18 protein-coding genes are annotated in these 21229 nt (G+C 40.9%); 7 read left to right on the top strand and 11 right to left on the bottom strand.

The window, feature by feature from the left end:
• Window positions 1–15: 15 nt before the first annotated feature.
• Together A7968_RS12985 and A7968_RS12990 are read right to left on the bottom strand one after the other, a co-directional pair.
• Window positions 16–717, bottom strand: a complete 702-nt coding sequence (locus A7968_RS12985) for a hypothetical protein (protein WP_064666996.1) — start codon at window positions 715–717, stop codon at window positions 16–18.
• A 51-nt stretch (window positions 718–768) separates the two neighbouring features.
• The gene (locus A7968_RS12990; protein ID WP_064666997.1) at window positions 769–1185 is read right to left on the bottom strand and encodes a LexA family protein; all 417 of its coding nucleotides are present in this window, start codon (window positions 1183–1185) and stop codon (window positions 769–771) included.
• An 874-nt stretch (window positions 1186–2059) separates the two neighbouring features.
• Between A7968_RS12990 and A7968_RS12995 the strand changes: the two genes are divergently transcribed.
• From A7968_RS12995 to A7968_RS13005, 3 genes are read left to right on the top strand one after another with little or no spacing between them, the layout of a single operon-like run.
• Complete coding sequence (locus tag A7968_RS12995; RefSeq protein ID WP_064666998.1) at window positions 2060–2452, top strand: site-specific integrase; 393 nt, start codon at window positions 2060–2062, stop codon at window positions 2450–2452.
• Between the two features lie 47 nt (window positions 2453–2499).
• Entirely contained in the window at window positions 2500–2943 is a 444-nt protein-coding gene (locus A7968_RS13000) for a hypothetical protein (RefSeq protein WP_157586747.1), read from the top strand.
• A complete protein-coding gene (locus A7968_RS13005) occupies window positions 2933–3388 on the top strand; it encodes a hypothetical protein (RefSeq protein WP_064667000.1) in 456 nt (151 codons plus the stop codon). The genes A7968_RS13000 and A7968_RS13005 overlap by 11 nt, the downstream gene beginning before the upstream one ends.
• Window positions 3389–3475: 87 nt before the next feature.
• Here A7968_RS13005 and A7968_RS13010 read toward each other — a convergent pair whose 3' ends face one another.
• The 7 genes from A7968_RS13010 to dapB all read right to left on the bottom strand — a co-directional run bounded on the left by A7968_RS13010 (window position 3476) and on the right by dapB (window position 12644).
• Window positions 3476–3865: a LexA family protein gene (locus A7968_RS13010; protein ID WP_064667001.1), complete on the bottom strand. Its 390-nt coding sequence runs from the start codon at window positions 3863–3865 to the stop codon at window positions 3476–3478.
• 475 nt (window positions 3866–4340) lie between these two features.
• Window positions 4341–5552, bottom strand: a complete 1212-nt coding sequence (locus A7968_RS13015; protein ID WP_064667002.1) for a winged helix-turn-helix domain-containing protein — start codon at window positions 5550–5552, stop codon at window positions 4341–4343.
• A 12-nt stretch (window positions 5553–5564) separates the two neighbouring features.
• Window positions 5565–6611: a S66 family peptidase gene (locus tag A7968_RS13020; protein WP_064667003.1), complete on the bottom strand. Its 1047-nt coding sequence runs from the start codon at window positions 6609–6611 to the stop codon at window positions 5565–5567.
• A 128-nt stretch (window positions 6612–6739) separates the two neighbouring features.
• Window positions 6740–7216 carry a transcription elongation factor GreA gene (gene greA, locus A7968_RS13025; RefSeq protein WP_064667004.1) on the bottom strand — a complete coding sequence of 159 codons (477 nt, stop codon included), beginning with the start codon at window positions 7214–7216 and terminating at the stop codon, window positions 6740–6742.
• A 51-nt stretch (window positions 7217–7267) separates the two neighbouring features.
• Window positions 7268–10486 carry a carbamoyl-phosphate synthase large subunit gene (gene carB / locus A7968_RS13030; RefSeq protein WP_064667005.1) on the bottom strand — a complete coding sequence of 1073 codons (3219 nt, stop codon included), beginning with the start codon at window positions 10484–10486 and terminating at the stop codon, window positions 7268–7270.
• A gap of 16 nt (window positions 10487–10502) precedes the next feature.
• Window positions 10503–11639, bottom strand: coding sequence for a glutamine-hydrolyzing carbamoyl-phosphate synthase small subunit (carA, locus tag A7968_RS13035; protein WP_064667006.1), 1137 nt, complete (start codon window positions 11637–11639; stop codon window positions 10503–10505).
• Window positions 11640–11846: 207 nt separating this feature from the next.
• On the bottom strand, window positions 11847–12644 hold the full coding sequence (gene dapB / locus A7968_RS13040; protein WP_064667007.1) for a 4-hydroxy-tetrahydrodipicolinate reductase: 798 nt from the start codon (window positions 12642–12644) through the stop codon (window positions 11847–11849).
• Window positions 12645–12908: 264 nt separating this feature from the next.
• Between dapB and A7968_RS13045 the strand changes: the two genes are divergently transcribed.
• Window positions 12909–14222, top strand: coding sequence for a Na+/H+ antiporter NhaC family protein (locus A7968_RS13045; RefSeq protein WP_064667008.1), 1314 nt, complete (start codon window positions 12909–12911; stop codon window positions 14220–14222).
• A gap of 89 nt (window positions 14223–14311) precedes the next feature.
• The gene (locus A7968_RS13050) at window positions 14312–15088 is read left to right on the top strand and encodes a hypothetical protein (protein ID WP_064667009.1); all 777 of its coding nucleotides are present in this window, start codon (window positions 14312–14314) and stop codon (window positions 15086–15088) included.
• Between the two features lie 73 nt (window positions 15089–15161).
• Here A7968_RS13050 and A7968_RS23425 read toward each other — a convergent pair whose 3' ends face one another.
• Both A7968_RS23425 and pssA read right to left on the bottom strand, forming a co-directional pair.
• Window positions 15162–15437: a GNAT family N-acetyltransferase gene (locus A7968_RS23425; protein WP_064667010.1), complete on the bottom strand. Its 276-nt coding sequence runs from the start codon at window positions 15435–15437 to the stop codon at window positions 15162–15164.
• 68 nt (window positions 15438–15505) lie between these two features.
• Window positions 15506–16831 carry a CDP-diacylglycerol--serine O-phosphatidyltransferase gene (pssA, locus tag A7968_RS13060; protein ID WP_064667011.1) on the bottom strand — a complete coding sequence of 442 codons (1326 nt, stop codon included), beginning with the start codon at window positions 16829–16831 and terminating at the stop codon, window positions 15506–15508.
• 290 nt (window positions 16832–17121) lie between these two features.
• Here pssA and trxB point away from each other — a divergent pair, with 290 nt between their 5' ends.
• A complete protein-coding gene (trxB, locus tag A7968_RS13065) occupies window positions 17122–18072 on the top strand; it encodes a thioredoxin-disulfide reductase (RefSeq protein WP_064667012.1) in 951 nt (316 codons plus the stop codon).
• 299 nt (window positions 18073–18371) lie between these two features.
• On the top strand, window positions 18372–21185 hold the full coding sequence (locus A7968_RS13070) for a bifunctional aconitate hydratase 2/2-methylisocitrate dehydratase (RefSeq protein WP_084448195.1): 2814 nt from the start codon (window positions 18372–18374) through the stop codon (window positions 21183–21185).
• Window positions 21186–21229 lie beyond the last annotated feature (44 nt).

Consider the following 21229-nt stretch of genomic DNA (forward strand, 5'->3'; position numbering starts at 1 on the left):
TAACAGTGTACAGTATTAATTATCTTCTGTTATGTCAGGCCTCATAGCGGCAGCACCAGTTTGCTGTTCTGAAGCTGGTTGTGATTGGGTTGTAGATGGAACACCTGAACCCGGCTGCATAGCTGATGCACCTTGGTAACTCTTCTTTAGATCGGACGCTTGGGCATAGCTATTGCCGTCTATAACCAGTTTTTGTGTAGTCTCTTTATTTTCATTAGTCATTTCTTTATTCCTCTCTAAAAATAGTGCTGATGATGTTGATATGGCCATTAGTAAAGACATAACTATAGCTAAATAAAAAGAACGTATTGCCCATTTATCTAACTGCATTAATTCGAAGTTTTTTAAAGTTGTATCACGGTCGTTAACTAAATCAATTACATAACTTGCATTTTTGCTGAATAAAGTAATTATTAAAAATATAGCAGATAGATAAGATACGGCTGCAACAAAGAAGAAAACCATATCGTAAATGTTAAGATAGCTTGCTAACTTTAACAGCGTAACTAAAAAGCCTATGCCAGCAACAGAGAGCGTTAAGATACTCTTGTCTTTTTCCATTGCAGTTGTATAAAACGATGCATAAGTTTGGCTTTTATACTCAACCGACAACAATTTTTTTAAATCTGCACTTGATATCGAATTGATATTACTCGGAGATTTCTCAGGTATAGATTCGGAGCTTTCACTTTGGTTAATCTTACAGAAAATATTCATACAAACTCCATTTATTTCTGATGAAATATTAATTGAAAAATATAGATAAAGCTAGATGTGACTAACACTTTGAAACTCAACACAAGGCTTATGTAACCTGATACTCCTTGTTACCACTCCTTCCAAGCAAAAGCCATCTTCAGGTGATATGTACACTGGTGCGTAGTCATCTGAGGCCGACATCAACAAACGCTTTTCTTTATGGATTATTTTACAAACAAAGCTGCCATTGTAAGTAGCAACTACTACGTCACCTGTACTTACATTTACTGCACGATCGACAATTAACAAGTCGCCATCGAATATCCCTACCCCCTGCATAGATTGCCCCGATGCTACACCCATAAAAGTAGCATCAGGGTGCTTGATAAGTAGTTGGTCCAAAGACAACCCTAACTCCTTATATTGCGTTGCCGGCGATTCAAAACCAGTAATACCTGCCTCAATATAAATAGGAATAACGAACATACACACACCAAAATAAAACACTGTTTATTTGTACAGTATAAATCTAATGGGCGAGTTTGGAAAGGTAAAGTATCTTGCTAAGGAAAGTGAAGCTTTTGATTAAGATTTTCTAATGAGTTGTTTATATTGAGTTTTATTGATAACTTAAATACTCGATTTGTAACAAGCGCCCTAACCGCTTGATTTTATTGAATTGTACAAATGATAAAAATTGCAAAATTAACTGTATATAAAATCAGTTAATTGCATTTATAATTTATAAATTACAATAACTTAACTCGATATAGCGTCACATCATGGGGTGGCAGGGGTCGAGAGTTCGAATCTCTCCATACCGACCATTACTTCCCCTTTAATATCTTGCACTTACACAAAAAAATCAAGTTTTCTCATAAACTCCATTTGTATTATTTTTGCATTATTAATTTTCAAAATTACTTTTAGTTTAAATTTTAGGTATGGAAATTATTAATACTTACCATAGCCTTCAGGAGTTCTTAGGTTACTTTTTCTAGCATTTTTCTTTACGATGATCGGCAGCGAGTAACGCATAGCTTTATTTTTCAAGTACGTAGTAATCGCAGTAGCATGGACTTTCATACGGCAAGTAGTCATAAGCACCGATAGGAAAACAGGATACGTACCCTTCGTTATTCTTCCACTCACGCTCAACGGTGTGACAAAATAATGTACCTTATACATACGTGCCAAAGATACAGGCGGGAGTTAGTAAACGCTTAAGAAAGTGTCATATTGGACCTTTCTTGCTGGCCTAACAAACCCGCATGGTTGTTTTGCCTGAAATTGAAATAGCAAAATTTACGGCGAACTGGCCATACACCGCCAAAAAACCTATAAAAGTGAAGCTTCACATGTGATCATCCCAATCAACGAAACCATAAAAACAATCATCGACAGCAGCCGCGATAGAATTGTATCGCCTTATGTTGTTCACAGACTACCTAAGAAAAACTCCAACCCTACAAGCGCTTTGGTAAATCACATAACTCAAATAGTTAGCAAAAACATAAGTACAGAGTTTTCAAAAGTAAGAGACAAATTAGGTGTATATAACCACCTAAAACCAGAAGAACGCCCCACTTACCACGAGATACGCGGTTTATCTGCAAGGCTTATAAAAGCCCAAGGCTGGGACCCACAAACACGCATGGGCCACTCAGACAGTAAATCAACCAAGGTATACACCGAATTTGGTAAACAAGTTGAATGGGTTCAAGTGCCTAATTTGACGATGTGTTTGAGTTAAAATAATCTCTGACATCTAAACTTTACATCTCAAGAAGCTTTACTATATTGAAAGAAAAGGCAAAAGAATTAAAAATGGACCTCTCTCAAATAGTAAACATTTTACAAATAGGGTTTTCTGGGTTTGCTTTTTTATTAGCGGGAATGAGCTATAGGTTGTTAAAAGTTGAAGCTACAAGACAGGGAGATACCCGCCCTAAAATTTTAGAAAGTATTTCTAAATACATAAAATATACTTTTCTAATGGCTTGCCTTGCTTTGTCGGGACAATTTGTAGATAAAACGCTCGATTTTTATTTTGAGAACAAAATTATTTCACAAAAACAACTTCAAGCAACTACATCAAAGAATGCTGTTAACTGTAAAGGAGCTCTTAGCAGGCTAATAAAAGCTGAGACAAAAATAAATAAAACATACTCATCACTTCTTCAAGCTATTCAGGATAGCGCAATTAACTGCAAGTCGACTATGGAAATATTAAGTGAACAATAAACGTTTCTTTTCCACAATAGTATTTTTATTAACGCTCCCTTTTCTATTTATTGGCTGCACAAACATACCTGCTACAGTGGTTGGTGCTGCACCAACCACTGTAGGAATTCACAACGAATTTGTCAGTGAAGGTTGGTGTTACTCTAATCAAAAAGTGGATGTAATATTTTTGAGTTGGGAAAAGGCTAATAACCTCAGTTCAACAAGCTCCATATCCGATAAAAGATTAGAATACTTTGTTGTTAAAAAGGACTTTTATGTAGAATTATTTTATGAATATTATAGCTACCAAGATCAAGTAGTCCTCAGCTTAGGCTTAATTCCTGCTAGAGATTCTTATAAAGATTATTCATTATTAAAAAAAAAGTGGGACGAATTACAATTAGACGATCTATGGGATCGTTTAATCCAAAAGCTTAATTGCGAAAACCTACTACCGTATTAGTTATGTAAGAATATTCAACTTAGACATAAATAAATTGGGTATTCGGAATATTGTGTAGAATTTAATATTACTTGTCCATTTGGAGTTCTAAACAAGGCTATGAAGCCTAATACTCCTAGTTACAACCCCCTCTAAACAAAAATCATCCTCTGGTGATATATACACTGGTGGATAATCATCGGATGCAGACATCAACAAACGATTTTCTTTATGGATTATTTTACAAACAAAACAGCCATTGTAAGTGGCAACAACAATATCACCAGTACTGACATCAACTGCCCTATCAACTAAAAGTAAGTCACCATCATATATCCCTACACCTTGCATAGACTGGTCCGAGGCCATACCAATGAAAGTAGCATCAGGGTGCTTTATTAAAAGCTGATCAAGCGAAAGACCTAGTTCTTTGTATTGAGCTGCAGGGGATTCGAAACCAGTAATACCAGCTTCGATATAAATTGGGATGACTAACATAAGTAACAAAAAACCAAAATACTGTACATGCATACATGTATAGTGAAAAATTTGATTCTCGAAAAGTGAATTTTAAAATGGCTTGAACTTAGACTTACAAAATTAGGTTTTCTAATATGTTGTTTAGGAAGGGTTTTGAATAAAAACTGAGAATTGCATTTGTAATAAGCACTCTAACCGCTTGATTTTACTAAATTATAAAAATGAGAAAAAATGCATTTTTGCCTGTATAAAATAACAGTCAAAGATTAAAAATATCATTTAATTTCAGTGTATTAGATTTATTTTGAAGAAAATCATGGGGTGGCAGGGGTCGAGAGTTCGAATCTCTCCATACCGACCATTTAACTCCTTTTAATATCCAGCACTTACTCTCAATTTTAATCACACTCTTAAAACTCATTATTTCACAAAATTATCAGGTTATTTTCACAACGAATAAGCAACTTGTACTATGTGCAATCAATCGGCTTTACTACAATGATTTTAATATGTTCTGCACCACAGCTGTTAGCCGTTGCGGGTGAACTTGATTTAGTGACACTGAGTTACATTGCTGGAATGCGATAAATTCCATGATTGCATTACCAAAAGCAGTTATTACACGGGAAATATCCAACTCATAGACCTCTAAGTGCAACGATTTGATCTCTAAATGAGCTGTTTTACGGTGAACTTTGCAATCCATGCGGCCAATAAACACATCAGCAAACAATAGCGGTAAGCAAAAGTAACCATATTGGCGTTTTGCCTCTGTAACGTAGCATTCTAATTGATAGTTAAACTGAAACAATGACTTTAAACGCTCTCGCTGGATCACGCTATTATCAAAGGGGGAAAGGATTTTCAGCTGTTCGCTGACACTAATTCGAGGTTGCTCAAATGCTCCTGTTGGCAAAAAGTACGATTCCCCATTACTAAATTGCAGTTGTTCTAACAGGCCTTGCTGTGATCGGGTATTTACGAGCGTTTTTATTGCTTCTTTTAACTTGGTATTACGTCGTAAATAAGTTAGTCCTTTTATTGAAACAAGCCCGTGACAACGCAATTGTTGCTCTAAAATATGCGCTGCAAATTCCGCCAAACTTGGCATCTGTACATTAATATCCGCTGGTAGCACGCGTTCAGTGAGATCATACACTTTTTCGAAGCCTTCACGGCTGCTCACCATTAAATCCCCTTCCATGTATAACTGTTCCAACGCTTTTTTAGCAGGCTTCCAATCCCACCAACCATTACTTTTGTTGGTACTGCTTTTAATATCACGTGAGCGTAAAGGGCCATCATTACGGATGCGTGCAAGCAGTTCAGCCATCAACTTGCGATCGCTGTTTTTATACCAATGGGTTTGACCACTTTTTATTGCATGTTTATAAAGTAGAGAAAAACGAAAATCTGCGATTGGCAAAAAAGCCGCCGCATGCGCCCAATACTCAAAAATGGCTTTGTTATGCAACATGCTAGTTAACATATCAGGCGAGTAATTAGGGACTCTAGAGTGCAAAATATGATGATGCGCACGCTGTATAACGCTAATGCTATCAATTTGTACATAACCAATTTGATTAATCGCCTCACTGGCACCTGCTTGCCCTACCCCAAAGGGCCGTTTTTGCAATAACCCCTGTGCCGCCAGCGCTATACGGCGTAAGCGTTTAAAATCTTCTGCGCTGTTAACGTGGATCATAAACGCTCATTTTTAACTTAAATTGGTGGTGATTTGTGCATCAAGCACCTTTGCATTCTCAAGCGTTGCGAGCATTTTTACTGTTGCACCATTCACTAAACATAAATTAGGTGCGACATGTCCGATATCAGCGTCGATAATAACCGGAAATAAGCATTCGCCAAGGGATAACTCAAGTGCTTGGTAATAATCACTTTGTTGCTCTGGGTTATTACTTGCGCCGTTTCTGCCAATAATTAGGCCATTTATATCACTAAAAATACCACTCAATTTCAGCGCAATTAAAAACCGCGTTAATGCATTGGCATTAAGCTCGGCATTTTCTAAGTATAAAACCAGCCCATGCGGCGCAAATTGCTTTTTAAATTCATTCAGCGCTACAAAGGGTGATGGCAGTAATAAACCAAGGGTGTCTAAGCAGCCGCCAAACAACCGCCCAGATAGCTCTACTTCGCGGCTATCTTTGACGTTTAAACAACGCCATTGGCTCGGTTGCGTGAGTGAAAATAGCGCATCAGGTACTTTGGCATAATTAATTGCATCAGCTTGATAACACGGCGCGGGTGTTTGCGTAAATTCACTACCCGCTTCGAGCTCAAGCGTTTTAAATACTTGTAAGCAGTGAGTATCTTGCTCGTTTGGATGCAGTTGCATTAAGTTGGTACAATGTAATGTTGCCCAGCCGCAACGTGCGGTTAATACACAAGCAAGCGTGCTGACATCTGAAAAGCCAACGAGCCATTTCGGGCGAGCTTGTTTAATTGCATTAAAATCCAGGTATGGCAGCACTTCCATGGCAAGTTCCCCACCCCAAGGCGGCATAATTGCCGCAATGCTATCATCAACTAAAAACGCCATCAGCTCATCGGCGCGTTGTTTTGCTGGGCTGCTTTGTTGCCTTACACATTCGCCCTCCACTACTTGGTAACCACGGCGTGTTAAACCGCTAAGTACGCGCTCAAGGCGTGGCTGGAAGACGCTATCAACACCGGATGAAAAGGCACAAATGGCGATTTTATCGCCGTTTTTTAATGCATCTGGAAAAGTAATGGCTGTCATCAACATCTACCAATTATCAATACGTTAGCTTAACGTACCCAATTTATTAAAGAATGTCGAGGTTGTTTGAGGCATAAAAAAACCGATGCTGGCATCGGTTTTTAAAAGCGTGAAAATGAGTAAAGTAATTAAATGTACTGCACTTCAATAACTTCGTATTCAACATCACCATTTGGCGTTTTAATGATCACAGCATCGTCTGCTTGTTTACCAATTAAACCGCGAGCGATTGGTGAGTTAACCGAAATACGGTGGTTTTTAATATCCGCTTCATCATCACCAACAATTTGGTAGGTTACTTCAGCATCGGTTTCAACATTTACAATCGTTACCGTAGTGCCAAAAATAACTTTACCGGTGTTTGGCAATTTAGTTACATCAATAATTTGTACATTTGAAAGCTTGGCTTCAATTTCTTGAATACGGCCTTCACAAAAACCCTGTTGCTCACGCGCAGCATGATATTCAGCGTTTTCTTTTAAGTCACCGTGTTCACGTGCATCAGCTATATCTGCAACGATTTTTGGACGGGTAACTGTTTTTAATTCGTTAAGCTCTTTGCGCAGTAAATCAGCGCCACGAACTGTCATCGGAATTGATTGCATACTTTTCTCACTTAATCCCAAGGCCGCGCATAACGGCCTTGGCACATTTCCTTAGTTCAATCTCAGGTGTAGTTCTTGAACTGACGTTACTTTGCTACGGTCGTCTGCTTGGTTAGCAGTACAGTTAGCAAATGCCGCATTAAGCGTCGTCGTATAGTTAGTCTTGTGTTGCAATGCACCACGACGTAACACCTTCGAATCTTCGATCGCTTGGCGACCTTCGGTGGTATTAACGATATAGCTATACTCGCCATTTTTGATTCTATCAAGAATATGCGGGCGACCTTCAAATACTTTGTTTACACGGCGTACCGCAATTCCAGCATCTTCAAGGGCTGCAGCTGTGCCACCTGTTGCATCTAGTTCAAAACCAAGCTCAGTCATGGTTTTAGCTAGTTCAACAATACGTGGTTTATCGCTATTACGCACTGATAGTAACGCGCGGCCACCGCGTGGTAAAGTGTTGCTTGCACCTAATTGTGCTTTTGCAAAGGCTTCAGCGAATGTATCGCCCACACCCATTACTTCACCGGTTGAGCGCATTTCAGGGCCACGGATTGGATCCACGCCTTGGAACTTAGCAAACGGTAGTACCACTTCTTTCACGCTGTAGTAAGGAGGAATTACTTCTTTAGTAATGCCTTGACTTGCCAGCGATTGACCCGCCATACAACGTGCCGCTACTTTAGCAAGGGCTACACCGGTTGCTTTTGATACAAACGGTACAGTACGTGCAGCACGTGGGTTTACTTCGATTAAGTACACTTTGCCATCTTTAACAGCAAACTGAGTATTCATCAAACCAACTACGCCAAGCTCAAGTGCCATATCTGTTACTTGCTTGCGCATTACGTCTTGCACTTCTTGTGATAACGAGTGTGCAGGTAATGAACACGCTGAGTCACCAGAGTGAACACCGGCTTGCTCGATATGCTCCATGATACCGCCGATGATGACTTGCTCGCCGTCGCAAATTGCGTCAACGTCAACTTCAATCGCGTTATCTAAGAAACGGTCAAGTAATACTGGTGCTTCATTTGATGCAGATACTGCTTCGGTCATGTAACGACGTAAGTCTTGCTCGTCATAGACGATTTCCATGGCACGGCCACCTAGTACGTACGAAGGACGTACAACCAGTGGGAAGCCAATTTCAGCTGATTTAGCAATTGCTTCTTCAGTTGAAGTTACCGTTGCGTTTTCAGGCTGTAGTAAATCTAAACGCTCAACAAGTTGTTGGAAACGCTCACGGTCTTCTGCGCGGTCAATGGCATCTGGCGAAGTACCAATCACTGGCACGCCGTTAGCTTCAAGTTCACGAGCAAGTTTCAGTGGCGTTTGACCACCGTACTGCACGATAACGCCTTTAGGCTTCTCAACACGTACAATTTCAAGTACGTCTTCAAGGGTAATTGGCTCGAAGTATAAACGGTCTGAGGTATCGTAATCGGTAGACACTGTCTCAGGGTTACAGTTAACCATGATAGTCTCGTAACCGTCTTCACGCAGTGCAAGCGCTGCGTGTACACAACAGTAGTCAAATTCAATACCTTGGCCGATACGGTTAGGACCGCCACCGATAACCATGATTTTGTCACGATCTGATGGATTTGCTTCACATTCTTCATCGTAAGATGAGTACATGTAAGCGGTGTCTGAACTAAATTCAGCGGCGCAGGTATCAACGCGCTTGTAAACAGGCACGATGTTTAATTGGTGACGCTTTTTACGAATTTCAGCTTCAGAAACACCCGCAATTTCAGCGATACGCGGGTCAGCAAAACCTTTACGCTTTAATTTACGTAAGAAGTCTGCATTTAAACCAGCCATGCCAACTTCAGCGATTTTAGCTTCATCTTTAAGAATGTCTTCGATTTGAACAAGGTACCAAGGGTCAATCTTAGTTAGTTCAAAAACATCATCAACGCTCATACCATGGCGCATTGCATCGGCAATGTACCAAATACGCTCAGCACCTGGCTCACGTAATTCACGGATGATTTTTTCTTTTGCTTTCGGGTCATCAAGTGCCACAATCGGGTTAAAGCCCGTTGCGCCAACTTCAAGGCCACGCAATGCTTTTTGTAGTGACTCTTGTTGGTTACGACCAATCGCCATCACTTCGCCCACTGATTTCATTTGCGTGGTTAAACGGTCGTTTGCACCGGCAAATTTTTCAAAGTTAAAGCGAGGAATTTTTGTTACTACGTAATCGATTGACGGCTCAAAAGATGCTGGTGTTTTACCGCCAGTGATATCATTTTGTAGCTCGTCTAACGTGTAACCTACAGCAAGCTTAGCGGCGATTTTAGCAATCGGGAAGCCTGTTGCTTTAGATGCAAGTGCTGATGAACGTGATACACGAGGGTTCATCTCGATGATAACCATACGGCCATCAACTGGATTTACACCAAACTGTACGTTTGAACCACCGGTTTCAACACCAATCTCACGTAGTACTGCCATAGAGGCATTACGCATGATTTGGTATTCTTTGTCGGTTAGGGTTTGTGCTGGTGCCACAGTGATTGAATCCCCTGTGTGCACGCCCATTGGGTCAAAATTTTCAATAGAGCAGACGATGATACAGTTGTCTTTTTTGTCGCGAACAACTTCCATCTCATATTCTTTCCAGCCAATTAGTGATTCATCAATCAATAATTCGCTAGTTGGAGAAAGGTCTAAACCGCGTTCACAAATCTCTTCGAACTCTTCTAGGTTATATGCAACACCACCACCGGTGCCGCCCATAGTGAAAGAAGGACGAATGATACATGGTAAACCGATACGAGACATAGTATCGCGGGCTTCTTCCATTGAGTGCGCGATTTCAGCACGTGGACATTCAAGGCCGATGTTTTTCATCGCTTTATCGAAACGTTCACGGTTTTCTGCTTTGTCGATTGCATCTGCGGTTGCGCCGATTAGCTCAACGCCGTGTTTTGCCAATACACCGTGCTTATCAAGTTCTAATGCACAGTTTAATGCAGTTTGACCACCCATAGTGGGCAGTACTGCATCTGGCTTTTCTTTTTCAATAATTTTTTCAACAACTTCCCAGTGAATTGGTTCGATATACGTCGCATCGGCCATATCAGGATCAGTCATAATTGTTGCAGGGTTTGAGTTAACTAAAATAACTCGATAGCCTTCTTCTCTTAGTGCTTTACACGCTTGAGCACCAGAGTAGTCAAATTCACAGGCTTGGCCGATTACAATCGGGCCTGCGCCTAGGATAAGAATGCTTTTTATGTCGGTACGTTTTGGCATTGTTACTCCGGTATAATTAGTTGTTACGTGCTTGCATCAAGTCGATGAAGTGATCAAATAATGGCGCTGCATCGTGCGGACCTGGGCTTGCTTCTGGGTGACCTTGGAAGCTAAACGCTGGCTTATCAGTACGATGAATACCTTGCAAGGTACCATCGAATAACGATTTATGCGTTGCACGAAGGTTATCAGGTAGCGTTGCTTCATCCGCAGCAAAACCGTGGTTTTGTGCAGTGATCATAACTACATCGCGGTCTAAGTCTTTCACTGGGTGGTTACCACCGTGATGACCAAACTTCATTTTTACTGTTTTAGCACCTGAGGCGAGTGCTAACAATTGATGACCTAAACAAATACCAAAAATTGGTGTCTCTGTTTCTAAGAAGGTTTTAATTGCTTCAATCGCGTATGTACACGGCTCTGGGTCACCTGGGCCATTTGATAAAAAGATACCATCTGGGTTAAGTGCTAACACGTCGGCTGCCGAGGTTTGTGCAGGAACAACGGTTAATTTACAACCACGGTCTACAAGCATACGTAAAATATTACGTTTTACACCGAAGTCATAAGCGACAACGTGAAATTTCTCATCTTCTGCGTTCAAGGTTTTAAACCCTTCACCCAGTGTCCAGCTTGATTCATTCCACTGGAAATTTTCCTTGGTTGAGACTACTTTTGCTAAATCCATGCCTTTTAAGCCTGGGAAGGCTTGCGCAGCTGCGAGCGCTTTGCTTTCGTCGATATCATCACCTGCAATAATACAGCCGTTTTGAGCGCCTTTATCGCGCAAAATACGAGTCAATTTACGAGTGTCGATATCTGCAATACCTAAGATATTGCGTTGTTTTAAGTAATCATCTAACGATTGCTCGTTACGAAAATTACTTGCTAGCAGTGGCAAATCACGGATCACAAGGCCTTTCGCCCAAATGTGACTCGCTTCTTCGTCTTCGCTGTTAGTACCCGTATTACCGATATGTGGGTACGTCAAAGTTACGATTTGTTCCGCGTATGAAGGGTCGGTCAGGATTTCCTGATAACCAGTCATAGACGTATTGAATACTACTTCGCCGACTGACATGCCGTCAGCGCCGATTGCAGTACCGCGAAACACTGTGCCGTCTTCTAGAACTAACAGAGCGGATTTAGTCAAGTTAACCTCCTAACAGTAAAAAACGGGAGTAAAGTCATTTGCTTTACTACCCGTTTATAGCGATTGGAAACACGCAATTATGAATTTTTGGCAAATTGGCGCTATTCTATAGTAATTTCGTATTTAGGTCTAACCCTATTTCAATAATTACTAAAAATAAGCGCTATTAGCTAAAAAAACCACCAAAGCGCCAAAAAGGCAAGAAAACTACTTCAAGTCAAGCACATCTTGCATATCATAAAGTCCTACCGGCTTATTTTTCAACCAGCCTGCAGCTCTTACTGCGCCTAACGCAAAGGTCATTCGAGAACTTGCTTTATGAGTTAATTCAAGCCTTTCGCCAGAAGTTGCGAAATATGCGGTGTGTTCACCAACTATGTCGCCGCCTCTGAGCACCGAATAACCAATTTCATTTTGCGATTTTTCTGTTTCTACTTTGCTACGGTCAAACACCGCAACTTCATCGTGATCCCAGCCTTTTGCAGCGGCAATAGCTTCACCAATGGCTAAAGCTGTACCCGATGGCGCATCAATTTTATGGCGGTGATGCGCTTCAAAAATTTCAATATCTAAATCATCACCAAATTTAGTCGCGGCGGTTTGCACTAAATTCAACAGTAGATTTACGCCCACACTGTAATTACGCGCAAACACAATAGGAATGTGCTTAGCCGCCGCTTGTAACGCCAGCATATCGTCATCATTTAGGCCTGTTGTGCCAATTACCATCGGGATGTTTTCTGCCACGGCTATTTTTAAATGCTCACGCATTCCCGCAGGAAGGGTAAAATCAATCAATACGTCAATATTGCCTACATTACGCTCATCACTGAAGTTAACGGTTGGAGGTGCGGCACTATTTAATTGATTAACAGCAATATTTAATAAAGGTGAACTGCTTCGTACATAGGCTGCTCCCAGCTCGGCATGATTATTTTTATGTGCGGCTTCAACTAATGCCAGCCCCATTCTTCCATTTGCGCCAAATACGCCGATTCGATTCATTTTAATTAACCTTTGCTTTTATGTTGGCTAGATTTTATCTAAAACTCATGTAATAGTCAGGTACGCCTTTTAAAATAATAATAACAGATACCCATAGACTTTAGCCATCTATACATTTAAACTTCTTTCTTTGCGCCGATTTGGTCTTTGGCTTGCGGGCGCTGTTGAGTTACTTATCACTTTGATAAGCACACAACTAAATGCTGCTAAAAGAAGGATGTTTTTGCTGCACTAGTTGCTACGAGTTATCTAACGAGGAATATGATGCAGCCATCATTTAATAAAACTAACGCAAAGTTATCTTTGCTGCCGCTACTTACGTTTGTCGCCTTATTTTTAGGCGCGGGTTTATACCTGCAATCTCAAGGGGTTGATTACGCTTTTTATCAGCTCCCTGCCCCTGTTGCGATTTTACCGGCGATCATGCTGGCGTTTATCCTTAATAAAAACACCATAAATCACAGTGTAGAAACCTTTATAAAAGGTGCTGGTCACAACAACATCATTACCATGTGTTTAATTTACTTACTTGCAGGTGCTTTCTCCGCCGTTGCCGGCGCTACAGGGGGTGTTGATGCTGTTGTAAATGCCGGTTTATCACTTATTCCCCCTGCTTTACTGTTACCGGGTTTATTTTTAATTGCTGCGGTGGTCTCAACGGCCATGGGTACTTCAATGGGTACAATTGGTGCAATTGGCCCGATTGCTTATGCGGTATCGATTAAAACAGGCATTGATCCTGCGTTGATGGCCGGTACGATTGTTTCTGGCGCCATGTTTGGTGACAACTTATCAATTATTTCTGATACCACTATTGCCGCAACCCGTACTCAAGGTTGTGAAATGAAAGATAAATTCCGTGAGAATTTAAAAATCGCCTTGCCTGCGGCTATCCTGACAATTGGTTTATTATTGTTTTTAACCCCAGCAGCACAAGCGGTCGAAACCAAAGATTACGATATTCTATTAGTACTGCCTTATGCATTTATCTTAGTGCTGGCGGTCATGGGCTTTAATGTATTTGTGGTGCTGTTCAGCGGTATTATATTTGCAGCATTGATGGGCTTTACTGGCAGCTATGAAGGCGCCAGCTTTGTAAAAGACATTTACAAAGGCTTTACTGATATGCAGGAAATCTTTTTACTGTCGATGTTTATCGGTGGCCTGTCTGAGTTTATTCGCATTAATGGCGGCTTAGATTATATCGCGCAAAAGATTCAAGCGATCACTAAGGTAATTGCTAAGTGGCACCGAAAAGTGGCTGATCAACTGGGTATTGCGGCATTAGTGATGACCAGTAACCTGTGTATTGCTAACAATACCGTGTCTATCATCGTAGCCGGTCCTATTGCTAAAAAGTTGGCTGATGACGGTGAGATAAGCGGTAAGCGCTCTGCCAGCTTATTGGATATTTTCGCCTGTGTTACGCAAGGCTCTCTTCCTTATGGTGCACAAGCGTTACTACTTGGCGCGACATTTAAAATTAGCCCGTGGCAAGTATCTACTTCATCATACTACTGTTTTATATTAGCGTTTACTGCGATTGCGGTGATTTGCTTACGTCGTAATAAAGCATAAATTTATTAAGCAGATACGCTAACTTTCGGCGTATCTGCTATAATCTCGTTTTTGGATTACTTAACAACCTTTAAATTCGAGATAAGACATTGAAAAAAACCGTCGTCTTCGCTGCCATTTGTTTGGCAAGCACCTCTAGCCAAGCGGCTAACTGGAGCAACACAGCATTACACCTTAACAATGGTGATTTTAAAAACCCATTCACAGGGCAAAAATCAAATACCACTATCGCGTCTTTACAGCACGCATCAGCCTATGATTATGGCGATAACTTCTTCTTTATTGACTATATTAATGACGCCACTGATGATGGCTATCAAGATAAAGATTTTTACGGCGAGTGGTACTCAACATTCAGTCTGTCGAAAATATCCGGCAACGATATGTCTTATGGAGCGATTGCTGATATCGGCCTAACGGCGGGCTTTAACGCAGCCGGTGATTCAAAAGTATTAAAGTATTTACCCGGTGTAAAAGTAAACTGGCAAGCGCCTGGCTTTACCTTTCTATCAACGTTAGTGACGGCCTATATTGATGATAACGATGGCGTTGCTCGTGGTGGTGCGCCTATTGAAACAAATAGTTGGATGCTAGATGTTGCATGGGGTTACCCGTTTTCAATTGGATCGCAAAAATTTAATGTCACCGGTCATGTTGAATACATTGCTGAACGTGAAAATGAATTTGGTGAAGACGTAAAAGCGTGGATCTTAGCGCAACCGATTATTACTTGGGATTTAGGGCACGCCATCAGTATGAAAGAAAATACGCTGTTACTTGGCCTTGAATGGCAATACTGGCATAACAAACTAGGCACTGATACCACAGAGTCGGTACCGCAATTTCATGTTGAGTGGACGTTTTAGCGAGTTAGCGAGAATAATAAAGCGCGATATCAATTGTATTGCGCCTTTTTTTATTATTTACCATCTGTACTGTTCACGTTAGCTTTATTTCATATACACCTAAACGCTGATGCTTATTAGCAATGAAGATTGATGTGTCCTTTTGATAATATTTAAATTGTGCGCCTGCGCGTTGCACAACTTTAATGCTCGCTAGGTTTTCGTCTAAACAACAAAACTCAATCACTTTTGCGTGACTATTATTTTTTATATAAGGCACTATTTTAGTAAGCACTTGATTCATGACTCCTTGCCCGCGTGCAAAATCAGCTAACCAATAACCGCATTCAGCAACTTTTGCTAAACGCATATGGATCAGCGGAAACGGCTTTCCTTGGCCGTCTAATTCTGAGCGCCCTATTTGCTCAAAGCCTTTACTTAAATAAAACGCTTAATAATAAAGTCGACTTTGACACGTTTGGCTTGACCTAATAGCTTTTTAACTGCTGGCGGGTAATCGTCCATGGTTTCTAAATCTTCAGCACCATTTAGACGGCGGCAATGTTTTAATATTTCAGCTCTTTCATTATCAATAGCCGACATTAAGCTTTGCTCTGGGTCTTCTAATAAAATACCGTTTTCAATATCTAAACCCCATGCACGCGGGTTTAAATTATGACCACTTAATAAATGATATTTACGATCAGCACAAATGCCTTTTAAATGAAACGAATTAGATTCGTGCTGCCACAAATAAACATTTAAATTACCATTGTTGATATGACGTTTTTGCGATTTTAAAAACTTATGCAAAATCGTTTCATATAGATACGGCAAAGCGCCAATTTTACTAAACGGCTCACTTGGCGGCAGGTAAAAGTCATTGGCGGTTTTATCACCCACAACAATGGTTACTTGCTTGCCTTGTTTTAGTAAGCGGCGCAATGAGCGCATTAACGGTGCAGGGAAATTAAAGTATGGGGTGTAAAGTACTAATTCTTGCTCTGTGGTATCAAATAATGATTTGATCACCCTGTTGAGCTCATTACTACGACGCCCTAGCCCCAAAAATAACCTGACACCTAACGCTTGCTGATTCTGCACATTACTGTGTGCATAGCCCGCTTGTTTTAAAGTACGCATCAATTGTTTTTGCACAACTTTAATATCATTAAACTTTGTTAGCGGCCGCATATCAATACGCGGTACGGCCTCTGAGCTCAACAGTTCTTGCTCAATAAACTTAATAATAGAATCACACAGCGCAGCCTGCTTGACCAAAAAATAACGGTCTAGTCGGTAGCGGTCTTGATACTGTAAATACACATTGTTTAAGCTGGCGCCGCTATAAAGCAGCGTGTCATCAATTACAAAGCCTTTTAAATGCAATACACCAAATAGTTCTTTGGCTTTTACTGGCACACCAAATATTTGTACATTGGATTGATACTTTTCTTGGTATTCACAATATAAGCTAGCGTTTCCGTCTGACTTTGCAGCACCAATTAAACCGCGTTGAGCACGATGAAAGTCAACCAACACTTTAACCTCTAACGCTGGGTTGGCAAGTGACGCCAAATGTAACGCTTCGAGCACTTCGCGCCCAGCTTCATCATCTTGTAGATAAAGCGTGGTTATATAAATGCGTGTTTTAGCCTGCGCAATTAGTGTTAATAAATGTGTGCGATATTCTTGTGCATTGGTTAAGACGTTAACGTCTTTTGAAGTCAACCCGTACGCGGGTTTTTCCTGCCAAAATAACATAGTTGCCTATTCACTTAGGTCACCCTTTTACAGGGTCACAAATCAAAATTAGTTAAAACATATCAAAAAAACACAGTTTGGTCATGAATTAACGTCATGCGCTTCGTTAATACTGAATTAATAGCTCAGATATCATACAAATCGTACACTTATCGCAATTCTAGTACACAATATTTGACAGCTTTGCGATTTAGAAAAAAAAATAATCGCCACTTTTATTTACTTCCCCCTTGTTTCTCTTAAAATCGAGCGCATTAATACGCTATTGAAACGTTTAGGATAGAAATAACATGAGTGAAGTAAAACATTGTAAGTTACTAATTTTAGGATCTGGCCCTGCAGGTTACACCGCAGCAGTCTACGCAGCGCGTGCAAACTTAAACCCGGTATTGATTACGGGCATGCAACAAGGCGGTCAACTTACAACCACAACTGAAGTTGAAAACTGGCCGGGCGATGCTCATGGTTTAACAGGTCCTGCATTAATGGATCGTATGAAAGAGCATGCCGAGCGCTTTGAAACTGAAATTGTATTTGACCATATTCATACTGTTGATGTGTCTAAACGTCCATTTACATTAACTGGCGATCAAGGCACATATACGTGTGATGCATTGATCATCGCAACGGGCGCTTCAGCTAAATACTTAGGCCTTGAGTCTGAAACTAACTTCCAAGGCCGAGGCGTATCAGCCTGTGCTACTTGTGATGGCTTTTTCTACAAAGGTCAAAAAGTAGCGGTTGTTGGCGGTGGTAATACCGCTGTTGAAGAAGCACTTTATTTATCAAATATTGCTGAAGAAGTTCACGTAATTCACCGTCGTGATAGTTTCCGCAGTGAAAAAATCCTCGCGGATCGCTTAGCTGAAAAAGCGGCAAACGGTAATGTAGTACTGCATTACAACCGCACGCTTGATGAAGTACTGGGTGACCAAATGGGCGTTACCGGCATTCGTATTAAAGATGCAAATTCAGACGCCACTGAAGAACTTGATTTAGCTGGTGTATTTATTGCCATTGGCCATAAACCAAATACCGACATGTTCGTAGGCCAACTTGAAATGAAAGACGGCTACTTAGTGGTTGAGTCAGGGCTTCACGGTAACGCAACGCAAACCAGCGTACCGGGTGTTTTTGCAGCAGGTGACGTGTCTGATCATATCTACCGTCAAGCAATCACTTCTGCGGGTACTGGCTGTATGGCTGCATTAGACGCTGAACGCTTTTTAGATAATCTATAATTTAGAATCTAAATTAATTAGGGGCTGAATTTTCAGCCCTTTTTTGTGCCCGAAAATTAGTTAAACGATACAAGCTTCATTCACCGTGTTTATAGTGAGAATTCATTATATATATACAATTAATGGCTTAGGTGCGATAGGATCTAAGGCCGTGCAATGAATATCGTCAAAGTATAGTAAGTAAAACTAGCTATAATTATAGCTGGGCACAAAAGCTTTATTCATTTAGGCATTACTAGATACTGTAAAATCAGTTAAAATGCTTAACTTCATATCAAGTAAAATACCGAGAGTTTTCTATGAGTTTGTATACAAAATATATGGAAGAAATCCAAACCCGTAAAACGGAGCTTGGATTAAACCCACAACCAATCGATAGCGCTGAGCTAGTATCAGAAATCATTAATCAAATTAAAGATACTAATAACGAGCACCGTAAAGATTCACTGCATTTCTTTATCTTCAATACATTACCAGGAACAACCAGTGCTGCGGGCGTTAAAGCACAGTTTTTAAAAGAAATCATTCTTGGTGAAGAACAAGTTGCAGAGATCACTCCAGAATTCGCATTTGAGTTACTTTCACACATGAAAGGCGGCCCATCAATTGAAATGCTAATTGATTTAGCATTTGCTGATGACGCAGCAATCGCAGCACAAGCAGCTGAAGTACTTAAGACTCAAGTATTCTTATACGATGCAGATATGGCGCGCATAAAAGCGGCATACGAAGCAGGCAACGCGATTGCAAAAGAGTTACTAGAGAGTTTCGCAAAAGCTGAATTTTTCACAAAATTACCTGACATCGAAGAAAAAATCGATGTAGTAACCTACATTGCTGGTGAAGGCGACATCTCGACTGATTTACTGTCTCCAGGTAACCAAGCGCACTCGCGTGCTGACCGTGAATTACATGGTAAGTGCATGATCACTGAAGAAGCACAACAAGAAATTGTTGAACTTCAAAAGAAACACCCTAACGCTAAAGTCATGCTTATTGCTGAAAAAGGCACCATGGGCGTTGGTTCATCTCGTATGTCGGGTGTGAATAACGTTGCACTTTGGGCTGGTAAACAAGCAAGTCCATACGTTCCTTTCATCAACATTGCTCCTGTTGTTGCAGGTACTAATGGTATCGCACCAATCTTCTTAACAACGGTTGATGTAACGGGCGGTATCGGTCTTGACCTTAAAAACTGGGTTAAGAAAGTCGATGCAGACGGCAATACAGTCACTGATGAAAATGGCGATGCTGTGCTTGAAGAAGCTTATTCAGTTGCCACTGGTACTGTGTTAACAATCAATACAAAAGAGAAAAAGCTTTATAACGGCGATAAAGAATTGGTTGATATTTCATCAGCATTCACACCACAAAAAGTTGAATTTATGCGAGCTGGTGGTTCTTACGCCGTTGTATTTGGTAAAAAACTACAAACGTTTGCTGCTGAAACACTGGGTATTGACACTCCGCTTGTATATGCACCTTCAAAAGAAATTTCACATGCAGGACAAGGTTTAACAGCGGTTGAAAAAATCTTTAACCGTAATGCGGTAGGTGTACTATCAGATACGCCACTTCACGCAGGTTCAAATGTGCGCGTTAAAGTGAACATCGTTGGCTCGCAAGATACAACCGGTCCAATGACGGCGCAAGAATTAGAAGCAATGGCTGCTTCAACAATTTCACCACTTGTTGATGGTGCATATCAGTCTGGTTGTCACACTGCATCAGTATGGGATAGCAAAGCACAAGCTAATATTCCTAAACTAATGGCGTTTATGAATAAGTTTGGTCTTATCACTGCACGTGACCCGAAAGGCGTTTACCATGCAATGACAGACGTTATCCACAAAGTATTGAACGACATTACCATTGACGACCGCGCAATCATCATCGGTGGTGACTCGCATACTCGTATGTCGAAAGGTGTTGCCTTTGGTGCCGACTCAGGTACTGTTGCGGTTGCACTTGCTACTGGTGAATCAGCTATGCCAATTCCTGATTCTGTTAAAGTAACGTTTAAAGGCAGCATGGCTAAGCACATGGATTTCCGCGACGTTGTACATGCAACGCAAGCGCAAATGCTGAAGCAATTTGGTGGCGAAAACGTTTTCCAAGGCCGTATCATTGAAGTACACATTGGTACGCTTATGGCTGACCAAGCGTTTACCTTCACGGACTGGACTGCAGAAATGAAAGCGAAAGCTTCAATCTGTATTTCAAACGACGAAACGCTGATCAAGTCAATTGAGCTGGCTAAGAGCCGTATCCAGATCATGATCAACAAAGGTATGGATAACGAAGCGCAAACGTTGCAAGGTCTAATCGATTTAGCTGACAAACGTATTGCTGGTATCCAATCTGGTGAAGAGCCAGCACTTTCTCCAGATGACAACGCTAAATACCACGCAGAAGTAGTGGTTGATTTAGACCAAATCGTTGAGCCAATGATTGCCGATCCAGACGTAAATAACGACGATGTTTCTAAGCGTTATACTCACGATGTGATCCGCCCTGTTTCTTTTTACAACGACAAGCCTGTTGATTTAGGTTTTGTTGGTTCGTGTATGGTTCACAAAGGCGATATGAAAATTATTGCTCACATGCTACGTAACCTTGAGCAGAAAAACGGTTCTATCTCATTCAAAGCGCCACTTGTTGTTGCTCCACCAACATATAACATTGTTGATGAGCTTAAAGCTGAAGGCGATTGGGATATTCTTGCTAAATACGCTGGCTTTGAATTTGATGATGAAAAACCAAAAACAGCTGCACGTACTAAGTATGAAAATATCTTATACCTAGAACGCCCTGGTTGTAACCTATGTATGGGTAACCAAGAGAAAGCAGAACCTGGTGACACTGTAATCGCAACGTCAACACGTCTGTTCCAAGGCCGTGTAGTAGCCGATACAGCTGAGAAAAAAGGTGAGTCACTACTAGGTTCAACGCCGCTTGTAGTGCTTTCTACTGTGCTTGGTCGCTTCCCGACTATCGAAGAGTACAAGTCAGCGGTTGAAGGCATTGACCTTACATCGTTTACACCTGTTGAAGAAGCGATGACAACTAAGTTTAACGCTGGACAAGCAGTACCAGTAAAAGTTGTTAGTTAATTCGACAAGTTAACACTTATTAAAGCGCGTTTTTAACGCGCTTT

This window comes from Pseudoalteromonas prydzensis (assembly GCF_001661495.1).
Classification (GTDB): domain Bacteria; phylum Pseudomonadota; class Gammaproteobacteria; order Enterobacterales; family Alteromonadaceae; genus Pseudoalteromonas; species Pseudoalteromonas prydzensis.